Source organism: Lactiplantibacillus sp. 3062 (assembly GCF_055413545.1).
The window spans coordinates 276,992-297,377 of sequence record NZ_JBVAYE010000002.1; the positions used below are offsets into that span (position 1 = coordinate 276,992).

Annotated in this window: 17 protein-coding genes; 6 read left to right on the plus strand and 11 right to left on the minus strand. The window is 45.8% G+C overall.

Annotation, left to right across the window (positions count from 1 at the left end):
* Positions 1-10: 10 nt before the first annotated feature.
* Both gpsB and ACWQAU_RS04290 read right to left on the minus strand, forming a co-directional pair.
* Positions 11-352, minus strand: coding sequence for a cell division regulator GpsB (gene gpsB / locus ACWQAU_RS04285; RefSeq protein ID WP_003638751.1), 342 nt, complete (start codon positions 350-352; stop codon positions 11-13).
* Between the two features lie 74 nt (positions 353-426).
* Positions 427-996: an SLOG family protein gene (locus ACWQAU_RS04290; protein ID WP_003640485.1), complete on the minus strand. Its 570-nt coding sequence runs from the start codon at positions 994-996 to the stop codon at positions 427-429.
* A 114-nt stretch (positions 997-1,110) separates the two neighbouring features.
* Between ACWQAU_RS04290 and recU the strand changes: the two genes are divergently transcribed.
* From recU to ACWQAU_RS04315, 5 genes are all read left to right on the plus strand, one after another.
* On the plus strand, positions 1,111-1,734 hold the full coding sequence (gene recU, locus ACWQAU_RS04295; protein WP_003644374.1) for a Holliday junction resolvase RecU: 624 nt from the start codon (positions 1,111-1,113) through the stop codon (positions 1,732-1,734).
* Between the two features lie 11 nt (positions 1,735-1,745).
* Positions 1,746-4,049: a transglycosylase domain-containing protein gene (locus ACWQAU_RS04300; protein WP_027821442.1), complete on the plus strand. Its 2,304-nt coding sequence runs from the start codon at positions 1,746-1,748 to the stop codon at positions 4,047-4,049.
* A gap of 184 nt (positions 4,050-4,233) precedes the next feature.
* On the plus strand, positions 4,234-5,187 hold the full coding sequence (locus tag ACWQAU_RS04305; RefSeq protein WP_003645078.1) for an ABC transporter ATP-binding protein: 954 nt from the start codon (positions 4,234-4,236) through the stop codon (positions 5,185-5,187).
* 12 nt (positions 5,188-5,199) lie between these two features.
* On the plus strand, positions 5,200-6,210 hold the full coding sequence (locus tag ACWQAU_RS04310) for an extracellular solute-binding protein (RefSeq protein ID WP_027821441.1): 1,011 nt from the start codon (positions 5,200-5,202) through the stop codon (positions 6,208-6,210).
* A complete protein-coding gene (locus ACWQAU_RS04315) occupies positions 6,207-7,868 on the plus strand; it encodes an ABC transporter permease (RefSeq protein ID WP_015825558.1) in 1,662 nt (553 codons plus the stop codon). Before ACWQAU_RS04310 ends, ACWQAU_RS04315 begins: the two co-directional genes overlap by 4 nt.
* 154 nt (positions 7,869-8,022) lie before the next feature.
* On the opposite strand, the gene ACWQAU_RS04320 is transcribed toward ACWQAU_RS04315, so the two are convergent.
* The 9 genes from ACWQAU_RS04320 to ACWQAU_RS04360 all read right to left on the minus strand — a co-directional run bounded on the left by ACWQAU_RS04320 (position 8,023) and on the right by ACWQAU_RS04360 (position 18,575).
* A complete protein-coding gene (locus ACWQAU_RS04320; RefSeq protein ID WP_015825557.1) occupies positions 8,023-8,523 on the minus strand; it encodes a universal stress protein in 501 nt (166 codons plus the stop codon).
* Between the two features lie 90 nt (positions 8,524-8,613).
* Positions 8,614-9,471 (minus strand): MetQ/NlpA family ABC transporter substrate-binding protein, encoded by an 858-nt coding sequence (locus tag ACWQAU_RS04325; RefSeq protein WP_003644369.1) that lies wholly within the window; start codon positions 9,469-9,471, stop codon positions 8,614-8,616.
* Between the two features lie 18 nt (positions 9,472-9,489).
* Entirely contained in the window at positions 9,490-10,161 is a 672-nt protein-coding gene (locus tag ACWQAU_RS04330) for a methionine ABC transporter permease (protein WP_027821440.1), read from the minus strand.
* Positions 10,161-11,228, minus strand: a complete 1,068-nt coding sequence (locus tag ACWQAU_RS04335; protein ID WP_015640375.1) for a methionine ABC transporter ATP-binding protein — start codon at positions 11,226-11,228, stop codon at positions 10,161-10,163. Before ACWQAU_RS04335 ends, ACWQAU_RS04330 begins: the two co-directional genes overlap by 1 nt.
* 635 nt (positions 11,229-11,863) lie before the next feature.
* Entirely contained in the window at positions 11,864-12,589 is a 726-nt protein-coding gene (locus tag ACWQAU_RS04340; RefSeq protein ID WP_003644365.1) for a DnaD domain-containing protein, read from the minus strand.
* 77 nt (positions 12,590-12,666) lie between these two features.
* On the minus strand, positions 12,667-13,962 hold the full coding sequence (gene asnS, locus ACWQAU_RS04345) for an asparagine--tRNA ligase (protein WP_027821439.1): 1,296 nt from the start codon (positions 13,960-13,962) through the stop codon (positions 12,667-12,669).
* 20 nt (positions 13,963-13,982) lie between these two features.
* On the minus strand, positions 13,983-15,182 hold the full coding sequence (locus ACWQAU_RS04350; RefSeq protein ID WP_016511714.1) for a pyridoxal phosphate-dependent aminotransferase: 1,200 nt from the start codon (positions 15,180-15,182) through the stop codon (positions 13,983-13,985).
* 22 nt (positions 15,183-15,204) lie between these two features.
* On the minus strand, positions 15,205-15,705 hold the full coding sequence (locus tag ACWQAU_RS04355; protein ID WP_003644363.1) for a cell wall elongation regulator TseB-like domain-containing protein: 501 nt from the start codon (positions 15,703-15,705) through the stop codon (positions 15,205-15,207).
* Positions 15,706-15,770: 65 nt separating this feature from the next.
* On the minus strand, positions 15,771-18,575 hold the full coding sequence (locus tag ACWQAU_RS04360; RefSeq protein ID WP_003645087.1) for a helicase C-terminal domain-containing protein: 2,805 nt from the start codon (positions 18,573-18,575) through the stop codon (positions 15,771-15,773).
* 853 nt (positions 18,576-19,428) lie between these two features.
* Here ACWQAU_RS04360 and mvk point away from each other — a divergent pair.
* On the plus strand, positions 19,429-20,367 hold the full coding sequence (gene mvk / locus ACWQAU_RS04365; RefSeq protein WP_003640469.1) for a mevalonate kinase: 939 nt from the start codon (positions 19,429-19,431) through the stop codon (positions 20,365-20,367).
* Positions 20,368-20,386: the final 19 nt, after the last annotated feature.

The window sequence follows — 20,386 nt, forward strand, 5'->3', positions numbered from 1 at the left end:
CGAATCACAATTATAGACGGTGTGATTCATTTTGATTATTATCTAATTGGGCACCAAAGACATGACGTTCCAAGTTAGACAAACGTTTCAGAATATCCATATTCGTCACCGTACTAGTCGGTTGAGAAGATGGACTGGTTGCACCGACAGCGACTTGCTTGGTAAGCTCGTCAACCTTGGCCCGTAACCGTTCATTTTCATCTGAAAGTTGTTGGTTATCTTTAGTAAATGACTCATAGTCCTTAATGACATTATCTAAGAAGCCGTCCACGTCGGCAGGATCATAACCCCGCATCTTTGGCTTAAACTCTTTTTGAAGGATGTCTTTGGGAGTAAAATTACGTTTAGCCATATTTAAAAACACCTCATTGTTATTCGCGCGATACCCATTCGGCATCCGCATTACTTAAAACATTGTAGCAGACTTTATTCAAAATTAAAACCATTATTCTGTTTTTCTGCATATTCATTGGCACTTTCCTGTAACCAGTCGAAGTCGATCAGGGTCAATGGGTACGGATGAGTGTCACTAAAGTTCCGAATCAAATCATAGTCATACGTGGGTTTCCCGGGGTTATCTGGATCATATACCAGAGTGGCCGCATCCGTATGGGTAACCATAAATTCTTGGTAATTTTTTAATTGTTGCGGATTTTCATACGGTTGTTTACTGACTGGTGCATGAAAATCGACTTGGGCCAGCAAAGTCTGTAATTTAGCTTGGTTATTTTCATTCCAGCGCCCACCAAATTCACCATATGGTAACATCATTGCCACTTTCAATTCTGGATATGTCTTTTTGAGCGTTAACCCTACTTCGGCTGTCCACTGTTCAATACCGAGCTGACCACCCGTTATCAGCCAATCCATACCATCCTCGATCTGCGTCGTTAAGTAATTAGTTAACGCAAACTTAATAACTTTTAGTTTATCATCCTGATCACCAAAGACATTCAACTCGTAACTCCGGTAACCACTAAGCCACAACCGGCTCATAAAAAAGTCTCCTTTCTGTCACTAAATCGGTCTAAATCAGTTAAAAACTCACAGATATTTCACATTCCCTATTAGTTAATGGTAAAATGTAACATTATTAGGAGGTTGATTAATGTGACGATTCGCTATCCAAACGGTCAAGTTTATCGCCAACCCGGCCCAACTAAATCGAAATCTTCCAAATTTGCCAACGTCAATTTTGGCGATCGTGGAATGAGCTTGGAACAAGAAATCAATGATAGTAACGCCTATTATCTTGAAAATAATATCGCAGTTATTCATAAAAAGCCAACGCCCATTCAAATCGTTAAAGTCGATTATCCCAAACGCAGCGCCGCTGTAATCCGCGAAGCTTATTTTAAACAAGCTTCTACTACTGATTATAACGGTGTCTATCGGGGGAAGTATTTAGATTTTGAGGCCAAGGAGACCAAGAACAAAACGGCTTTTCCGCTAAAAAACTTTCATGAGCATCAAATTAAGCACATGCGCCAGTGCTTAGCTCAAAGCGGAATCTGTTTTGTTATCATTCGGTTTGCGAGTTTGGGGCGCCTATTTTTGTTAACAGCCAGCGACTTATTTACTTATTGGGATCATCAAGGAGATGGTGGTCGCAAGTCAATTCCACTGACGGATATTGAACATTTAGCCGCGGAGCTACATTATCAAATCAATCCACGCATTCCCTATTTGGATGCGCTTGATCATATTATTGATGAGACCTCATCAATTCATTAAAGGAGAACATCATGGCAGGTAACAATGAACAGAACTCACGGGTTGCTCGCAGAAAAAGCCAACCTAAACCACCTAAGAAACACTGGTTTCGGCGGATTATTTTATCCTTAGCTGCACTGTTTGTCATCGGGGTACTCGCTGGTCTAGCACTTTTCTTCTACTATGCGCAGACGGCACCAACAGTCAAACAGAGTGACCTTGTCAATACGGGGACCGTTAAGATTTATGACCAGAACGACAAGTATTTGACCTCTTTGGGAACTAACGACCACGAATACGTTAAGTCTAGTAATATCCCATCCACACTTAAGAATGCCGTCGTCTCAATCGAAGATCGCCGTTTTTACAAGCATAAGGGGGTCGATTATTACCGGATTCTTGGGGCTGCAGTCGGCAACTTAAAAGGTAGCTCACTCGGGATGCAAGGTGGGAGTACCTTGACCATGCAACTCGTTAAACTTGCGGTCTTTTCCACCAGTACTTCGGATCGAAATTTGAAAGTCAAAGCGCAGGAAGCCTGGATTGCGCTTAATCTTGAAAAACATTACAGTAAATCTCAGATTCTGGAATTTTACATCAATAAGGTCTATATGGGTAACGGGATTTATGGTATGGGGACTGCCGCCAAGTATTATTACGGTAAGTCATTAAAAGATCTGAGCCTTAGTCAACTCGCACTGCTCGCAGGTATGCCGCAATCACCAACCTACTACGACCCGACGACTTATCCATCATACGCAACTAGCCGCCGTAATCTGGTGCTGGAAGCGATGTACGATAACAAGGTCATCTCCAAGAGTCAGGAAACTGCTGCTGAAAAAGTCAGTGTCAAGACGGGCTTAACTAGTTCGGGACGTTCAAGCCTAGCGAAGCATGAAAAGACAAATAAAATCTTGGATGCTTACCTGAACGAAGTCCGTCAAGACCTCCTCAAAAAAGGTTATAATTTAACCGATGGCGAGAAAGTTTATACGAACATTGACATGGATGCCCAGAAACGGCTTTATGACATTGCCAACACGTCTCAATACGTCAACTATCCTAATAATGGAAAACAGACTTTCCAATTAGGGGTATCGGTTGTTGACTCATACACTGGCAAGGTCTCAGCTATGATTGGTGGTCGGAAAACCGGTAATGTCACGTACGGAACCAACCGAGCTGTCTGGACATCACGCTCAAACGCTTCGACGATGAAACCGATTCTCGATTATGGACCAGCCATTGAATATTTGAATTGGCCAACTTACAAGTCGTTGTCTGATACGAAATACAAATATCCCGGGACTAACATTTCCGTGCATGACTTTGACAATAATTACTTGGGCAATATGACGATGCGTGAAGCACTGGTTCAATCACGGAACATCCCAGCAATTCGGGCCTTACAAGCCGTTGGTAAAAGCCGAGCCAAAACCTTTGCCAATAACCTTGGGATGAACCTCAAAACCGTTAACTATGCCAACGGGATCGGTGCTGGTGTTTCCACCTTACAAGTTGCCGGTGCCTACGCTGCGTTCGCCAACGGTGGTGTTTATCATAAGCCATACTACATCCGTAAAGTGACTACTTCTGATGGCGTTACGACATCGTATACTAGCACTGGTAAGCGCGCCATGAAGAAATCAACGGCATACATGATTACTGATATGCTGAAAGGGGTCATCAATAGTTCTACTGGGACGGCGACAACCGCTAAGATCAGCGGCGTTTACCAAGCTGGTAAGACTGGTACTGACAACTATGCTTCTCAGTATAAAAACAAAGTACCATCCGATGCCGTCGTTGACTCATGGATGGCCGGTTACACGAAGAATTATTCGGTCGCCGTTTGGACTGGCTATGATAAGTCCACCGAAGCTGGTGGTTATCTAGATACCTCCAACGAAAAGATTTCACAACAAATTTATCGCGCCATGATGAATTACCTTCAACAGTATTCACCAAACTCTGATTGGACCAAACCAAGCTCAGTTGGCACGACTAAGAAGAACGGTATCGAAGAACTTTACGTTGTTGGTCACCTCTTCTCCAGTAGTGAAGCCTCGTCAGGAACCGCTAGTTCAGCTAGCTCTAGTTCAACAACAACGGGTAGTTCAAGCACCAGCACAGAAGCAAGTAGTCGTAGTTCGGAAAGTAGCAGTAGTAGTTCCGAAGCTTCTTCTTCCTCAAGTAGCGCCGAAAGTTCATCTTCTGAATCTAGTTCAGAAAGTAGCAGCAGTTCGGAAGCAAGTTCAAGCTCCGAAGCAAGTTCCGAAGCGACTTCATCGGAAACACCGACCGCTGATACCAATAACACGACTGAAGGACAATAAGAATCACCCAAGACCACTGAATTCGATTCAGTGGTCTTTTTTTATGTGCACTGTTTTACCGAAATAACACACAAAATTTACATAAACTAAACTCAAAATCAACGTTAACACGGCGAATTACCACTACAATACAAAGTAACTTAATAAACTGAGCAAACCAATTAAGACAAAGGAGTTGCATATCGTGGTTGCCATTAAGCTACACGAATTATCCAAAAGTTTTCAAGGTCCGGTAATCAATCAACTCAGTCTGACGATTCCTGATCAACAAATCACGGCATTAATTGGCCCGTCCGGTTCCGGCAAATCAACGCTCTTAAACATGATTGCGGGTCTCACGACACCTGACAGTGGTCAAATTTCATTTGATAATCAGCCCATTTTTGACGCCGCGACCCATTGGAATCAGCCCCCTGCCCAGCGGCACTTGGCGATGGTTTTTCAAGACTTTGCCCTGTGGCCGCACATGACGGTCCAAGAAAATGTCGCTTTCGCTTTAGAAAAGCATCTGACCAAGCCGGAATTGACTGCTCAAGTCAACTGGGCCCTCGAACAAGTTAGTCTGATTGACTTCCGACATCGTTATCCACGTGAACTTTCGGGCGGGCAACAGCAACGGGTCGCCCTTGCACGGGCACTAGCGACCCAACCGGATTTGATTTTATTCGACGAAGCTTTAAGTGCGCTTGACCCCGAACTGCGCACACGGCTTCAATTAGAAATTCGCGCCCTGATTCACGACCAGCATCTGACGGCCATCTTTGTAACTCACGACCGTCCAGAAGCCTTGCAAGTTGCCGACCACCTCGTATTACTGCAAGGGGGCAACGTGGTGCAGACGGGCACACCAGCACAGCTGTACCAACAGCCAAAATCTCAATTTGTCGCCAATTTTATGGGCACCCTTAATCAGATCAACGCGCACCAGGCCATTCGCCCGGAATATGTCGCAGTCAGTCAAACGGGTACTCAGCAGCCCACTTACCAAGGCTTGGTGCAGCGTTCAACCTTTATGGGCGATCATTTTGATACTTACGTTCAAGTCGGCGCCTATGATTGGCACGTCAAGACCCAGCTACCCTATACCACTGCACCGATCACATTAAGCATCGATCCACATCAAATACTAACTTTTTAGGAGTTGACTCACATGTCTAAAGCAGCAATTATCACATTATCCACGCTCGGCGTGCTCGCAATTGGCACGTCGCTTTATGTTAATCAACATCAGAAAAAAACGTTAACCGCCAACGCGCAAACCAGTCAACAAGTCTTAACAGTATACGCTGCTGGACCTAAACCCCTTTCTGATCAAATCATCCACGGTTTTGAAGCCAAAACTGGCATTAAAGTCAAAAGTTTTGACGGCACGACCGGGAAAATTTTAAGTAAGGTCAAGGCCGAGCAAGGCAATCCCCAAGCTGATGTGCTGATTTTAGCTTCAATGGCCGCTGGCGTCGATTTACAAAAGAATAGCCAGCTATTAACCTATCAGCCTTCTCAAGCTAAACACCTGAATAAACAATTTAAAGATACTAGCCACCAGTTGATCAATTACAGTGCTTCGGCAGTCGGCATCACCTACAATACGCAGCACATCAAATCGGCACCGACAGACTGGTCTGACTTGACAACCACTCCGTATCGCAATCAAGTGACCATTCCGGACCCCCAAACCTCTGGTTCTAGTTTGGACTTCATTAACGCTTATCAAATGAAACACAGTACGCAACTACTTAAAGCCCTTCAAGAAAACGGTGCCGATATCGGGGGTGCTAACAAGGAAGTACTCGATGCAGTCATCACTGGCCAAAAAATCGCCGTCTTTGGTGGGGTCGATTACATGAGTCTAACAGCTATTAAAAAAGGCGAAAAAATTGGTTTCGTTTATCCTAAGAGTGGGACTTTGGTCAATCCACGACCGGCGATGATTTTGAAGGCTAGTCGTCATCAAGCCGCTGCCAAACAATTTATTGACTATCTCTTATCAGCTAAAGTTCAAAGACAAATTCAAAAAAGTAACTTAATTCCAGGTACCACGAGCACTTTGACCGATCCACGCAATGGCGAAGCCATCAAAGCCTACACGGTCAATTGGACCAGTGCCAACGCGGCCCTGACTAAAAACGTTGTCGCATTCAATCAGGTCTTTAGCCAATGAGTAATCATCAAATCCGCTTGTCCTTATCAATCATCACCAGTTGCTTGTTGGCAACTCTGATTATCGGCCCGTTAGTCGCCCTGATTGGTCAAACACTAGTCGGGCAATCGCCAAGCCAGCTATGGTCACAACTGACGCAGCCAACCAACCGTGTGAGCATTCAACACAGTCTGTTCCTCAGTGGGGGCACGGTCGTCGGGACAACCCTGCTAGCCACCCCTTTGGCATGGATCATGACGCACACCCGTTTAACAAAGCTCGCCTGGTTGCATTGGCTCTTGTTAGTGCCATTCATGACACCACCATATATTAACGCGATGGGCTGGTTATATTTCTTTCAACCACACGGATTACTGGCTCAGCTTAATCCGAGTTGGCACCACCAATTTCAGTGGCTATTTTCACCGTTCGGGATGGTCATTATCATGAGTCTGCATTTGTATCCCGTGGCATACTTAGGCTTACGCGCAGCCCTCATGCAATTCAACCAGCGCTGGCTTCAAGTGGCCGAAGTTCATGGGGTCAACACCTGGCAACGACTAGTGCGAATCACATTACCAATCATGTTAGTCCCATACTTAGCTGTATGGATTTTAGTCTTTACCAAAACCTTGGCTGAATTTGGAACGCCAGCCACCTTTGGTCGGAGCATCCACTTCGAAGTTCTGACGACTACGATTCAAAAGGACCTCAGCCAGTGGCCCTTAGATTTCCAAAACGGGGTACTCACCGGCACCCTCCTACTGACCATTGCCCTGATTGCCTGGGGTATCCAGCAATGGTTGTTACGCCGGCCAGCTGTTAAGTTCACCGGACAACGGTCAGCGTCACAATATCGGCAGCTTGGAGTGACAACATTAGCAGGCACTTTCGTCACCCTAGTCATCAGTATTGCTATTGTCCTGCCATTCAGTGCCATCGTGCTCCAATCGCTACTCAAACAACGCAGTCTTGGTTGGAGTCCGTCTAATTTGACACTTGTACACTATATAGACCTCTTACGCTTTGATAGTCCTGCCTGGCAGGCCATTGTTACGACCGTCGGATTGGCATTACTGATTAGCAGTCTCAATGTGATCGTTGGTTTATTCTTGAGCGTTGGGAGTTTAACAAAACGTTTTCCCAAGTGGCTGCGACAGTTATGTCATACCTTGGGCGCATTGCCACTCGCAATTCCAAACGTCGTCTTAGCATTGAGCTTAATGATGCTCTTTTCACAGGTGCTGGCGTTCACCAAATTATACGGCACCCTAACCATCCTCCTGATCGCGGATGTCACCTTATTTCTACCAACAACGGTGCAATACTTGACGACCGCCCTCAAGGCCTTTGACTCGGAATTGCTGGCTAGCGCGCGCATCTTCGAACCTAGTTTCGGCCGCATTATCCTAAAAATTGCACTTCCGATTCTATGGCCCGCGCTACTCAACAGCTTTGTGATGGCTTTCATTGCCACGAGTCGTGAATTAGTCGTTGCCCTATTGTTACTGCCTTCCGGTATGACGACCGTTTCAACATTTATCTATCAATCGTTCGAACAAGGTGAAGCGGCCGCCGGTATGGCCCTAGCGGTATTGACGGTAGCATTGACATTCATTGGACTGATTGCAGCTAATCACCTGCAATCAGCTACTAAGCCAGTACGCCAGCCAAACTAGCACCCAAACGGCATCAGTTGGCACTCAAATCGGTAATCGTCAGTAACGGAAAACGACTTTGTTTTTTCGTCATCGCCTGTCCCAAACTAAAAAGGCTGGCCGCACGAGCGTCAATGTTGACGTCGTGTGACCAGCTTTAATCATCTCTGACAAGTTATTTAGAATCGTCGGCCGAAACATCACCGGTTTGTTCAACCTCTTCAGCTTCATCGCTCGGCATGTTAACAACGGTGACGTTAGCCTCCGTATTACGAACAACATACGCTGTCGTTGAACCTAAGAACAGGCGAGAAATCGCATTAGTCCCAGAGCGACCAATCACGATCAAATCAATATTTTGGGCCTTGGGAACATCGACCGCAATTGTCACTTTGGGTACCCCAGTTTGCCGAATTGTTTCGGCGTGCAACTGGTGGGCTGCAACTTGATTCTGGGCCCGCTCCAACAATTTCTTACTCTGGGCTTGATCAAAACTCATCATATCTGGCGCCGCACTCGTAAAAACATCTGGACTGTAGACGCCAAATCGATTAACATCGATGACATTCAATAAAAATAACTGGGAGTCAAAAACCTTCGCTAAGGCAATCGCATGTTCAAGTGCATAATAAGCATTATCGGAACCATCTAATGGGACTAGGATTCGTTTATACATGGTTGAGACCTCCTGATAAGTTCAATGAGTTACAACATTTATTATCATAATCATAACTTATCTATAATCATCCAGCACCCAATATGCTTATTAATTGTCAAAATAAGATAGCGGTTTATTGATGTTAATCTTAGTACCGTAATATTTTTGCTTGATATACTTTTGAATATCCGCCCGATGGTAAAGTTTAACTAGTTTAAGATAGCTAGCACGATGTTCGTTCTTAGCGGCCGTTGCTAAGATATTAACATTATCCCTAGTACTCTTATTCAGACTTTCGTGGAAAATCGAATCCCGTAAAACGTGTAAATGTCCTTCCAAAGCAACCGTATTCGAAATCAAAACTGCATCGACACTTTTAATGATCCGGGGACCAGTAGTATCATCGATCTGTTTGAATTTCAGATGACGGGGATTGCTTGTAATATCCTTCACTGAACCTAAGACACCAAAATTAGCTGCCAGTTTGATCAGGCCCGCTTTTTGGAGCAGTAACAAGCCTCGCGAAGCTTGTGAGGGATTGTCAGCAATTGCAATCGTAGCGCCATCCGGAATTTCATCAACGCTTTGATATTTTTTGGAGTAGATTCCCATTGGTTCCAAATAAGTCGTTCCTAACGCCGCCAACTTGGCCTTGGGATTCTGCTGATTATAAGTTTGGTAATATGACCAGGACTGAAAGGCGTTCACATCAACGTTACCGTCCGCCGTGGCCTTGTTCAGCTGAACACCATCAGTGATTTGTTTAACCTTAATCGTTAAGCCCATCTTTTTGGCATCTTGGCTTTTAGCAATGTGCTGCCAGACTTCATAGTCCGATCCCATTGATCCGACCGTAATCGTGGCACTCTGTTGTGCACGGGCCGAATAACTCGTTATTTCATGTAATCCCACACAAATACCAACAATTGCAGCAATACCAATCAACCACCATGCTAATCGTTTCATCGGCTAATTCCCCCTTTATTAATGATGTGTGACGCTCTTGACGAGCCAATCACCAAACAGCTGTACAGCAAAGACTAAAATCAAAATGATGATCATTGCGAAAAACGTCACGTCGTTTTCAAAGCGGGCGTAACCAATACTGATTGCAATATCACCCAAGCCGCCCGCGCCGATCGCACCAGCCATCGTCGTCAGACCAATCAGGCTAATCACCGTCACGATTGAGACGCGAATCAAATCAGGTAGTCCCTCTTTCAAATAAACCCGAAAAATAATTGCAATGGGACTAGATCCCATGGACTGAGCAGCCTCAACGATTCCTTGGTCAACATCGAGTAACGCATTTTGCACTTGCCGGGCATAAAAAGGAAAAATACCAAAAACTAGTGGGACTAACGATGCCGTGGTCCCCACCGTTGTTCCGATTAAATAGCTGGTCAACGGCGAAATTACGGCCAACAGAATAATAAATGGCACCGAACGGAGTAAGTTGGTTAGCTTGTCTAACACTTGATACGAGGGGCCATCAGCTAAAATGCCATGGGGCTGTGTCACCACTAACAGTACCCCTAAACCCAACCCCAGTATTCCTGCAACCAGCGCGGAAACTGCGGTCATATAGAGGGTCTCTAACGTTGCTTGAATAAATTCAGCTTTCATTTGTAAGACATTCGGAATTAATGCTGTCATTAGTCCACCATTCCCTTCACAACTTCTTCATTGATAATGCGAGTGTGGACACCTTGAGCCGACATATTAGTGACCGCCACATTGAAGGCCGTTAAATCCCCCGTAATAATCGCAATCATGTCACCAACATTTTGACCATCGATCTGGTCGATATTGGCAAACAAAATGTTAACGTCGACCCCCAGCGTCTGCGATAACTGCGAGACAATTCCCTGCTTTGTTGATTGACCAACGAATTTGAACGCAATCAGCTCTTGGTCCGCTGCTAATTCACTCAATTTAATCGTTTTAGTGATTCGCTGAATGGCGGCCCGAACATTGGTAGATGTTTCCACAAAATCAACGGTCAGAGGTGCTTTGGGGGCTGTAAAAACCTCAGCAACGGGGCCCCGCTCAATAATCCGCCCATCAGCCATAACGGCGACATGATGACAAATACTCTTGATGACTTGCATTTCATGCGTAATGAGGACAATGGTAATCCCTAGCTCGCGATTGACCCGTTGTAGCAACTCAAGAATTGCCGCCGTGGTCTTTGGATCAAGCGCACTAGTTGCTTCATCAGAAATCAAGATTTGCGGGTCAGTGACTAGTGCCCGTGCGATTGCCACCCGTTGTTTCTGCCCACCAGATAATTTATCTGGGTAGGTCTGCGCATAGTCCGTTAACCCAACGAGCTTCAGTAGCCGTAATGCTTTGGCGCGTCGGTCCTGTTTACTAATTTTTTGACCCAATAATGGATAAATAACGTTTCCCAACACGGTCCGTGATTGCATCAAGTTGAAGTGTTGAAAAATCATCCCAACGTGTTTCCTGGCTTGACGTAATGCAGCTGGCGATAGCGTTTGTAAGGCCTGGCCATTGACGACTACCTGGCCCGTTGTCGGTGACTGTAATAAATTGATCACCCGTACCAAGGTACTTTTGCCAGCGCCGGAATATCCAATAATGCCATAAATATCACCCGTCTGGATCTGTAGATTGACATCTTGAACCGCGTGAACGACTTGGTGCCCGTCGTCAAAAGTCACTGCGATGTCTTTTAAATCAATGATTGCCTCTGTCATAGTCTGCTTCCTCCCATTAAAAAACGCCCATCGTCTCTAATCTGATTATCAGATTAAGGACGAATGGACGTTTTTCCGTGTTACCACCTTACTTCAAATGACCCTCACAGGCCACCGCACTTCAAGTACCGCCACTGAAAATTCTTAGCGAGACTCTAACCGCATAACGGGCGTAGCCGTCAACGCTTAACCCCGTCAGCTCAGCGTTGAAACTTGCATTATAAGACCATCTTCAACGTTGCGAAATGGCTACCTCGCACCAACCGGCAGTTCTCTAAGGCATTCCAACAACGGCTACTCATCTTAGACGTATTTATTAATATATTTACTTGGTTGTTTACAGTATTGCGCTATTTTAATGAGAAGTCAACATTTAATTATAACCATTTTTTAATTTATAGTGGTGCCCACTGATTTTGGTCCAATGATGTGCATCCCACCGGCTTACCAGGACAGGAAATCCTGGTGGTCCTGTTTTAACCTCAGTACGCTGCGCCAATGACGTGGGCAAACGCCATTGATATGAAACAACGACTAACCCATCCCGAAAAAAAGTGGTAGCGACGCCTCGCACAGGCAATCGCCACCACTTTATTTAAAATCAGTTTTCCCCGATAAGCTTTTCAGCACAGTGTTTAAGACTGGTCTTCACCTAATTTGAATAACGGAATCTTCGGACCAGCATTTGCGCCCGTCTGGCGTTGTGGTTGCGGAGCGGAATTCAAGCGTTGCTCAATACTGCGTTGGCGCTCTGCTTCCACCTGGGCAGCCGTTTTTAAGTTACGCTTCTGCCAGTTCAACAGAATTCGGTCCATATACGTCAAGTTATAGACTTGACGCAGAACTGCTTCCCGCAATGCCAATTCGATAACTTCCGGTTCATAATGGTCTTCGTCGAACCACTTACTAATACTTTCCATTTCGATCGGTGATAAGTCACGGCCAAATTCCGTCTGAATTGCCCGAAAAACCTTTTGCCGACTGTTTTCACTCGTGGCTTGTTCCGAAGCTTGAGTGCTAACTGGCTGCTTTTTGAGCGCAACTGCTAACTTATCATACAGGCCGTCAAAATTATAACGGTCATGAATTTTTTGGTCATCAGCCGTGATCGATTCAATCGTCAGCAATTTTTTGGCTAACATTTCATGTAGCCGCTGAAAAACAGCATTTGTCGATTCACCTAAACTCTTGGCAATTACCGCAGCATCTGGGAATTGATTACCCTGATCAATTAACCGTTTGAACTGCAAATAAACCAATAATTCATCGTTTGTGACCCCAATTTCACGATAGTGGGCCAATAATGCGTTCGCAATGGTCGTTTGACCATCATTCACTAACGCGGCAGCTAAGGACTCCATCTCGTTATCATCCTTTCACTATTAAGAGCGTGAGACTAGGTCCCACGCTCTTAATAAAACTAACCTTCAATTAAAGTTTACGGGTAAATCCGGTTCAACAACCGTGGGAACGGAATTGTCTCCCGCACGTGATCTTCGGCCGTAATCCAAGTCAAGAATCGCTCGAGTCCCAAACCAAAACCAGCATGAGGAACACTACCATACTTACGTAAATCTAAGTACCAAGCATAGTCGTCTGGATTTAAGCCGGCTTGTTTGATATGGTCAAGTAAGTAATTGTAATCAGTTGCTCGTTCTGACCCGCCAATAATCTCACCATAGCCTTCTGGGGCTAATAAATCCGCACAAATCACCACGTCGTCCCGGGTTGGATGCGGCTTCATATAAAATGGCTTGATGGCTTTCGGGTAATTCAAAACGAAGACGGGTTGATCGAAGTGATCAGCCAAGAAGGTTTCTTCTGGTGAACCAAAATCAACACCCCAATCCACGTCAAAGTCATTTTCTTTTAACAATTCAATGGCTTCATCGTAACTGATTCGTGGATAAGGTAACTTGGTGTACTTCTTCAACGTTTCAACATCACGACCTAAAATGTCGAGTGCGTATTGACAATGATCAATCACACCTTGAACAAGAAAGGCAATATAACGTTCTTGAACTTCCAAACTTTGTTCTTGATGCATGAAGGCCATTTCTGGTTCAATCATCCAGAACTCAATTAAATGCCGCCGAGTCTTGGACTTTTCAGCCCGGAATGTTGGGCCAAAAGTAAAGACCTTTCCGTAGGCCAAAGCTCCGGCTTCGGCGTATAACTGACCACTCTGTGATAAGTAGGCATCCCGATCAAAATATTCAGTATGGAACAATTCAGTTGTCCCTTCAGGTGCACTCCCAGTCAAAATTGGTGAGTCCATCTTAATGAAACCTTCTTGATTAAAAAATTCATACGTTCCGCGAATGACTTCATTACGAATGTTCATGATTGCCCATGGCCGCTTAGAACGTAACCATAGATGCCGGTGATCTAGTAAGAAGTCCACCCCATGTTCCTTAGGCGTAATTGGGTATTCTTCACTTTCACCAACGACTACAATGTCTTCAACTTCGATTTCATAACCGAACTTTGAACGACTGTCTTCATGAATCACACCCGTAATCCACATACTGGCTTCTTGCTTAACTTCCTTAGCGAGTTCAAAAACTTCTTCGCTAACTTGGCTCTTAACAACGACACCTTGGAAAAAGGCGGAGCCATCACGTAATTGTAGGAAGGCAATCTTACCACTTGAACGTTTATTAGTGAGCCAAGCCCCAATCTTTACTTTTTCGTCGACATGGTCCTTAGCATCGATAATGTTGATCTGTTGCACCATTTACTTACATCCTCCAATTACTTTGCTTGTTCAGCAATTTTTTCTGTCATAAACTTTTGTAACCGTCGATGGGCCTCTCGCAAGGAATCGATATCAGTTGCATAGCTTAACCGTAAACAACCGGGCATGCCAAACGCCTCTCCAGGCACTAAACCGACATGGGCTTCTAATAACACTGCCGTCACAAAGGCCGGTGCATCTGCATAGCCTGTTAAACGCAATGCTTCCGTAATATCTGGGAACAAGTAAAAGGCTCCCGCTGGTTTGCCAGCAGGCATCTTAAACCCAGGTAAACGCTCGATCAGTGGGTATAGTTCGTTTAACCGCGCTTCAAAGCCCTGACGCATCGTTTCAACAGATGATTGGTCACCACTAAAAGCTTCAATCGCAGCATATTGTGATACGGCGGCTGGGTTGCTAGCAGCGTGACCTAACACGACCCCCATCTTAGCCATGATGGTTTGTGGCCCGGCAGCATATCCGATACGCCAACCAGTCATGGAATAGGCTTTTGAAACCCCATTGATCAAAACCACGTGATCCATATTAGCATCATCTAATTCTAACACGGATGTAAATTCATTACCGTTATATAATAACTTTTCATAAATTTCATCCGCAATTACCAAAACGTCGTGTTCAACGGCCCAATTCACGATCGCCGTCAATTCTGCACGGCTGAAAACCAGACCGGATGGATTCTGTGGCGAATTCAAGACTAAGGCCTTCGTCTTAGGCGTCCGCTGCGCTTCCAAATCAGCAGTGGTAAACCGCAACTGTTCATCGGTGCTAACTTCGACTGGCACACCACCAGCTAATTTAACTTGCTCCGAATAGCTGACCCAGTATGGGACTGGTAATAACACTTCATCGTCGGGATTCAGAATAACTTGGAATAACGTAAACAACGCCATTTTTGCGCCATCCGTTACGACGATCTGATTAGGATCAAAATGGTAGTGATGGTCAGCCTCAATTCGCTGACTGATGGCTTGTTTTAAAGCTGGTAATCCAGTTGCCGGTGTGTAGAAACTCGCTTGACCATTTTGAATACTATCAATGGCTGCTTGCTTAATGTTATCCGGGGTCTGAAAATCCGGTTCACCGATTCCTAAATTGATAACGTCAACGCCGTCCGCCATCATTTGCTTGGCAGTCGCACTGATCTTCAATGTCGCTGACGGTTGAACCTGCATTACTTTACGCGATAATTCCATGTACATCCGCACTCCTTTAACCTTAAATGTTAATAATTGATTTCAGCTGGTTTCCATTAGAATACTGCAAAATTTCATAACATAAATTCTTTTTCTGGTTCAAGTACGTAATTTCCCACACGACCGTCCCATCATACTTCCCAAGCGTCGCTTTGATAACCTTGCTAGGATTGCGTTTAGACCAGACCTTTTTCAAGGCTTTCGTACGTGAAATCCCAGCGGACTGTTTGATAACGGTCGTTTTATGATGTTTATTCGCGTTAATTAACGCGTATACCGGAACATTTTTACTCGACGTTCCCGTAACGACGTAATAACTACTGGTGCCATTGTACTGTGAAAAGGCCGTCGTGGTCTTTAGCTTGCCCTTGCTGACGGCCAGACTATACGCCGTCTTCTGGGCTTGGTGCATTGGCCGTTGTGCGGCCCATAACGTGCCATAGACCGCCACGATAATAGCTAAAATGACGACCAGAATAATCATAATGAGTCGCTCAGGGCGCCTTCTACGTTGAACTCGCATATGCTCTTCCTTTCAAAAACAGATAAATTAATTATAGCAAATTTAACTGATTGCGGAATGGTTTCTTACTTAGTTTTGAAAAAACTTTGAAGTTCCTGCGTAATCATCGTCAATGAACCGGTTGCGGGCGGCAACGTTTTCGGTAAAGCTTTAAGAATCGTCTGCCCGTATCGTTTCGTCATCAAACGGTCATCGAGAATCACCGCTGCCCCTCGGTCTTCATCCGTCCGAATCAACCGGCCGATTCCCTGACGTAACTTCAATGCCGCTTTCGGTAACGCTTCGTTATAGAACGGATTGAGTTGTGCTTGCCTTAGTTGTTGATAACGGGCCTTGGTTGTCGTCTGGTCGGGCGATTCAAACGGTAATTGCGTGACGATCAACAATTCCAACTGTTCTTGTGGCAAGTCGATCCCCTCCCAGAAACTACCGGCACCCAGGAGAATGGCATCGTCCCCCTGCATAAAGCGCCGAAGCAGCTTTTCACGACTACCATTGACGCCTTGAGCCAAAATTTCGCGATCACCAGGTAGATCCGTTTGATGCAAACTGTAAAAGACTGCTTCAATCATATTCAGTGAATTGAACAAGACCAACGTTTGCTTAGGCGCTGCCATCACGATGTCGTGAATCGCATGCGTCAAGTATGCCACGCGCTGCTTGCCACTGGGTGCTTCCGCCGCAGTAGCATCCGTAGCGACGAATAGCCGTGCCTGGTGTTCTAAATCAAACGGTGTTGATAATCGGTGATGCTTAGCCGTTGCTTGGTCAATATCCAATTGCGAATAAACGTACTGAGATTTCCCAGTGGCAAATAGCGTGGCACCAGTTAATAGTGGCGCACTGAAGTAAGGATATAGTTGCGTCTTAAAATACCCTTGCGTATCGATCAAGCTACCCGCGAGCGTGAGACTGCCGCGATCATGCCATTGATTAAGGCTCACCCAGAAGACCCGTTGTTCCCGCGAAGCTGGCACTAACCACGTTTGTAATAACTCATAGCCCTGACGAAGATGTTGAAGACGATTGTCAAAGTCGTCGAGGACGTGTTGTTCACTAGGCAAGATTTGCGATTGATCATGTTGATACTGCTCATTTAATTGTTGAAACTGTAAAAAACAGTTTTCAATGGCCGTTTGTAATTGTTTGATCAGCGGATTGTGGGCCGCAAAGAAATCAGTCAACTGATCCGTGGTGATTCCTAATTCAGCAGGCTGATTGCCGCCCTTTTGTGCTGGTACAAACGTTCTGGCTAGCGCCGCCTGCAGTTGTTGCAGGTGTAGGTCAGTATCATTCAATGAATTATCTAATAATTTCAGACGATAATCGGCCTGTGGTTGTTCCGCGAACAGTGCCCGTAAATTTAGACTATGTTCCGTGTCAATGCGACTGATCAAGCTGTGGCAGGTCGCCATGTAGCCATTGAAATCAAACGTCTGCCGTGAGTCACGAACGACGCCATCTGCCAGATGCTGGGCCTCATCAAGAACCAGCAGTGGCCGCTCTTGACGGCTACCCAGTTGGGCCACGTGGCGCATCAGGTAGGCATGATTGGTAATGATAAAAGTCGCTTGCGCGGTCAATTGATCCCGAAAGCGTAAGAAATCTTCCTTAAAAAACGGGTCATCAGCTTTCAACGAGGCCACGCCATGATGGGCGATTTCGCTAAAGTACGGCGCTTGATACGTGCTCAAGTGCAATTCATCCAGATCACCAGTCGTTGTCATCGTTAACCACACTAGCACGCGCAACTTCAATAATTGCGTTTGCTTCGAATGTTCATGCAACGCCAAGCCACGGGCAAACCGGTTTAAATCAACGTAATGCTGATTACCCTTAATCACAACCGCCGTCACAGGATTAGGCAACAACTGATTCAACAACGCCACACCCTGATCACGTAACTGCGTTTGTAAGACCGTCGTCGCCGTGCTAACGACCACCTGTTGACCATCCTGTGCCAAGTAGGCGAGTGGCAGCAAATACCCGAGTGTTTTACCCGTTCCGGTCGGTGCTTCAATCAACAATGGTACTTGTTCAGCAGACTGTTTTGAGTAGTGCCGATAAATCTGGTTCATCATCCGGGCCTGTTGTGGCCGATAAGTCAAGCGATCACCAAAGATATGCTGCTTTTGTGCTTTTGTCAACGGATAGCGTGCCGCTTTACGACCCGCGGCTTGCTGTGGCAATCGCTGTTTACGCAGAGCGAGCCCGTTTTTGATCACTAAGTCAGTTGGTAACTGCTGTGGATGTTGTTTGCCCTGTTGAAAGGCGTATGCAAACAAGTCAGCCGTTTCACGTGGTAACTCCGGTGCTAATTGCACCATTTGTTGTAACGTGATCAATGGTAAGTGTGCGAGCCGCTGTTGTAACGTGATAAACAAGTGGGCCGTAGCAATTGCATCACTATCCGCAGAATGTGGATGATTATGGTCAATCGCAAGCAAGTGACTCAAGTCCCGCAACCGAAAACTCGAAGCAGTCGGTAACAGAATTTGGCTAAGAGACACAGTATCAACGGCCTGAATTGGTAGTTCTGGATAACCGACACGCTGCAATTCTGAATTGATAAATGGCAGGTCAAAGTTCACGTTGTGGGCGACAAAAACAGTCCCTTGTAATAAGCTGTATACCGTACCAGCCAGATCATCAAAGGGTGGTGCTTTGCGCACCCGTGCATTGCTGATCCCCGTTAAATTCTCGATAACGGCCGGAACCGTTGTTAACGGATTAACGTCCGTGGCAAATGTATTAATTATTTTATTATTCTTAACAAACGCGCAACCGATTTGAATAATCCGGTCGCCGTCCTTCACACTAGTTCCAGTAGTTTCAATATCAACTACCGCATAAGTTGTGTTTGGTTTCATGGTCATTTCCCCAAGTTATGGATTGTAAAGATGTTCATTAGATTGGTTACCGCTTGAATCCGTCATCAACACTAACGCTGATGTTCGACCAACTAATCGATCTTTATGGCATATCACGTGCGATGTGTTTGTAATCAGACTGAAGGCTGGTCCAAGTAGCGCTACACTTGGTCTCGACCACTAACTTTAACGGTTCGTCGGTCAGCCCAACTTAGCTGAGTTCAACCTACTAAACTGTGCCAGTGACACAAGTCGTCCTGATGACGCAAGCCGCTTGGCTCATCCCCCACACCGATCGTCACACATACGTCACGTCGATCATTGTAAATTATAGCATATTCGGCGTAGGGAACTCAGCCCGACCAACTCTTAAGCCAAATTCGTCAGTCTGAGGGCAACGGGCAGAGACTGGTCCAACTGGCCAAGAGTATGATTGAGCAATGATAAAGTTCATGAAAGTGTCTCGGCGTACATCTGCCATAACACAGTCAGCTGAGTACGCGCGCTTGAATAGCCGGCACTGCTGCCCAAAATTCACTTTCCTAATTAGTGAATTCTGGGCCACGTAGCCCGTCACAAGCAGCTCAACTTCTTTTTCATCATTATCGGACTGATTTCTAATCATTTACTAATTTTAACATAGTAATCGATCTTCGTCTGCCGTTGATAACCAGTCTGTCCGTATGCCCCTCACGTGAATGATTTAATTTAATTAAATTGTTACTTTCCAAACCAGTTTAACTTACATTTCAACTGAATTCAGCGCGTTCGCCGGGGTTAGCATGGCAAAAGAAGCGCTAATAAGGTATTATGAAGCTATTATTAATCTACTTACAGAAAGGCAGCGACACGATTGAAAGATCTAGCTACCGGTACTAGTCATGCCAAAATTATTTTAATTGGCGAGCATGGTGTGGTTTACGGACAACCCGCCATTGCCTTACCGATTTCGACCATCCAAATGCAGGCCATTATTCACCGCCGTGATGCAGCGCAGACGGTCAAAAGCCGTTACTTCAACGGCGACTTTAAGATGATGTCTGCCAACTTAGGCGGTATTCAGACGCTCATTAGAACCTTGCTTGCACGTTTTGATGCCCCCGAGCAGGGCTTCGATATTCACATCACGAGCGACATTCCTTCTGAACGCGGAATGGGGTCCTCAGCCGCAGCGGCCGTGGCCGTAACGCGGGCTTTTTATGATTTCTTCGACCGACCACTCTCCCACCAAGAATTATTGGCCACTGCCAATGTGGCGGAAAGTTACACGCATGGTCAACCCAGCGGCCTAGACGTTGCGACGGCCAGTGCCAAAAGTCCCGTCTGGTTTGTCAAGGGTCGTGAGAACTTTCCGATTCCGGTAAAGCTTCCCGGCTATTTAGTCATCGCGGACACGGGTATTAAAAGTCAGACCAAAGTTGCAGTGGCGACCGTTCGCAACTTACTAATGGTTGAGGGCGCGACGATTCAAGCACGCATTGATGACTTGGGCCGATTGACTCGTCAGACCCGAACCGCGCTTGAAGATGGTGACATGGGGGCCCTGGCAACAGCCCTAAATGGTGCGCAAGATGACTTACGTTCCATGGGTGTCAGTCATCCTGCCCTTGAACAACTACTCGCAGTGGCTCGCCAAAATGGTGCGCTCGCTGCCAAATTAACCGGTAGTGGTCAGGGCGGTTGCTTGATTGCGCTCGCTCCGGAAGCCAGCATCGCCAACCAATTATCACAAAAATTGGCCGCAGCCGGTGCGACTGCGACTTGGGTCGAACCACTTTTATGCGATGACTAATTTTAATTTTGGAGGAAAA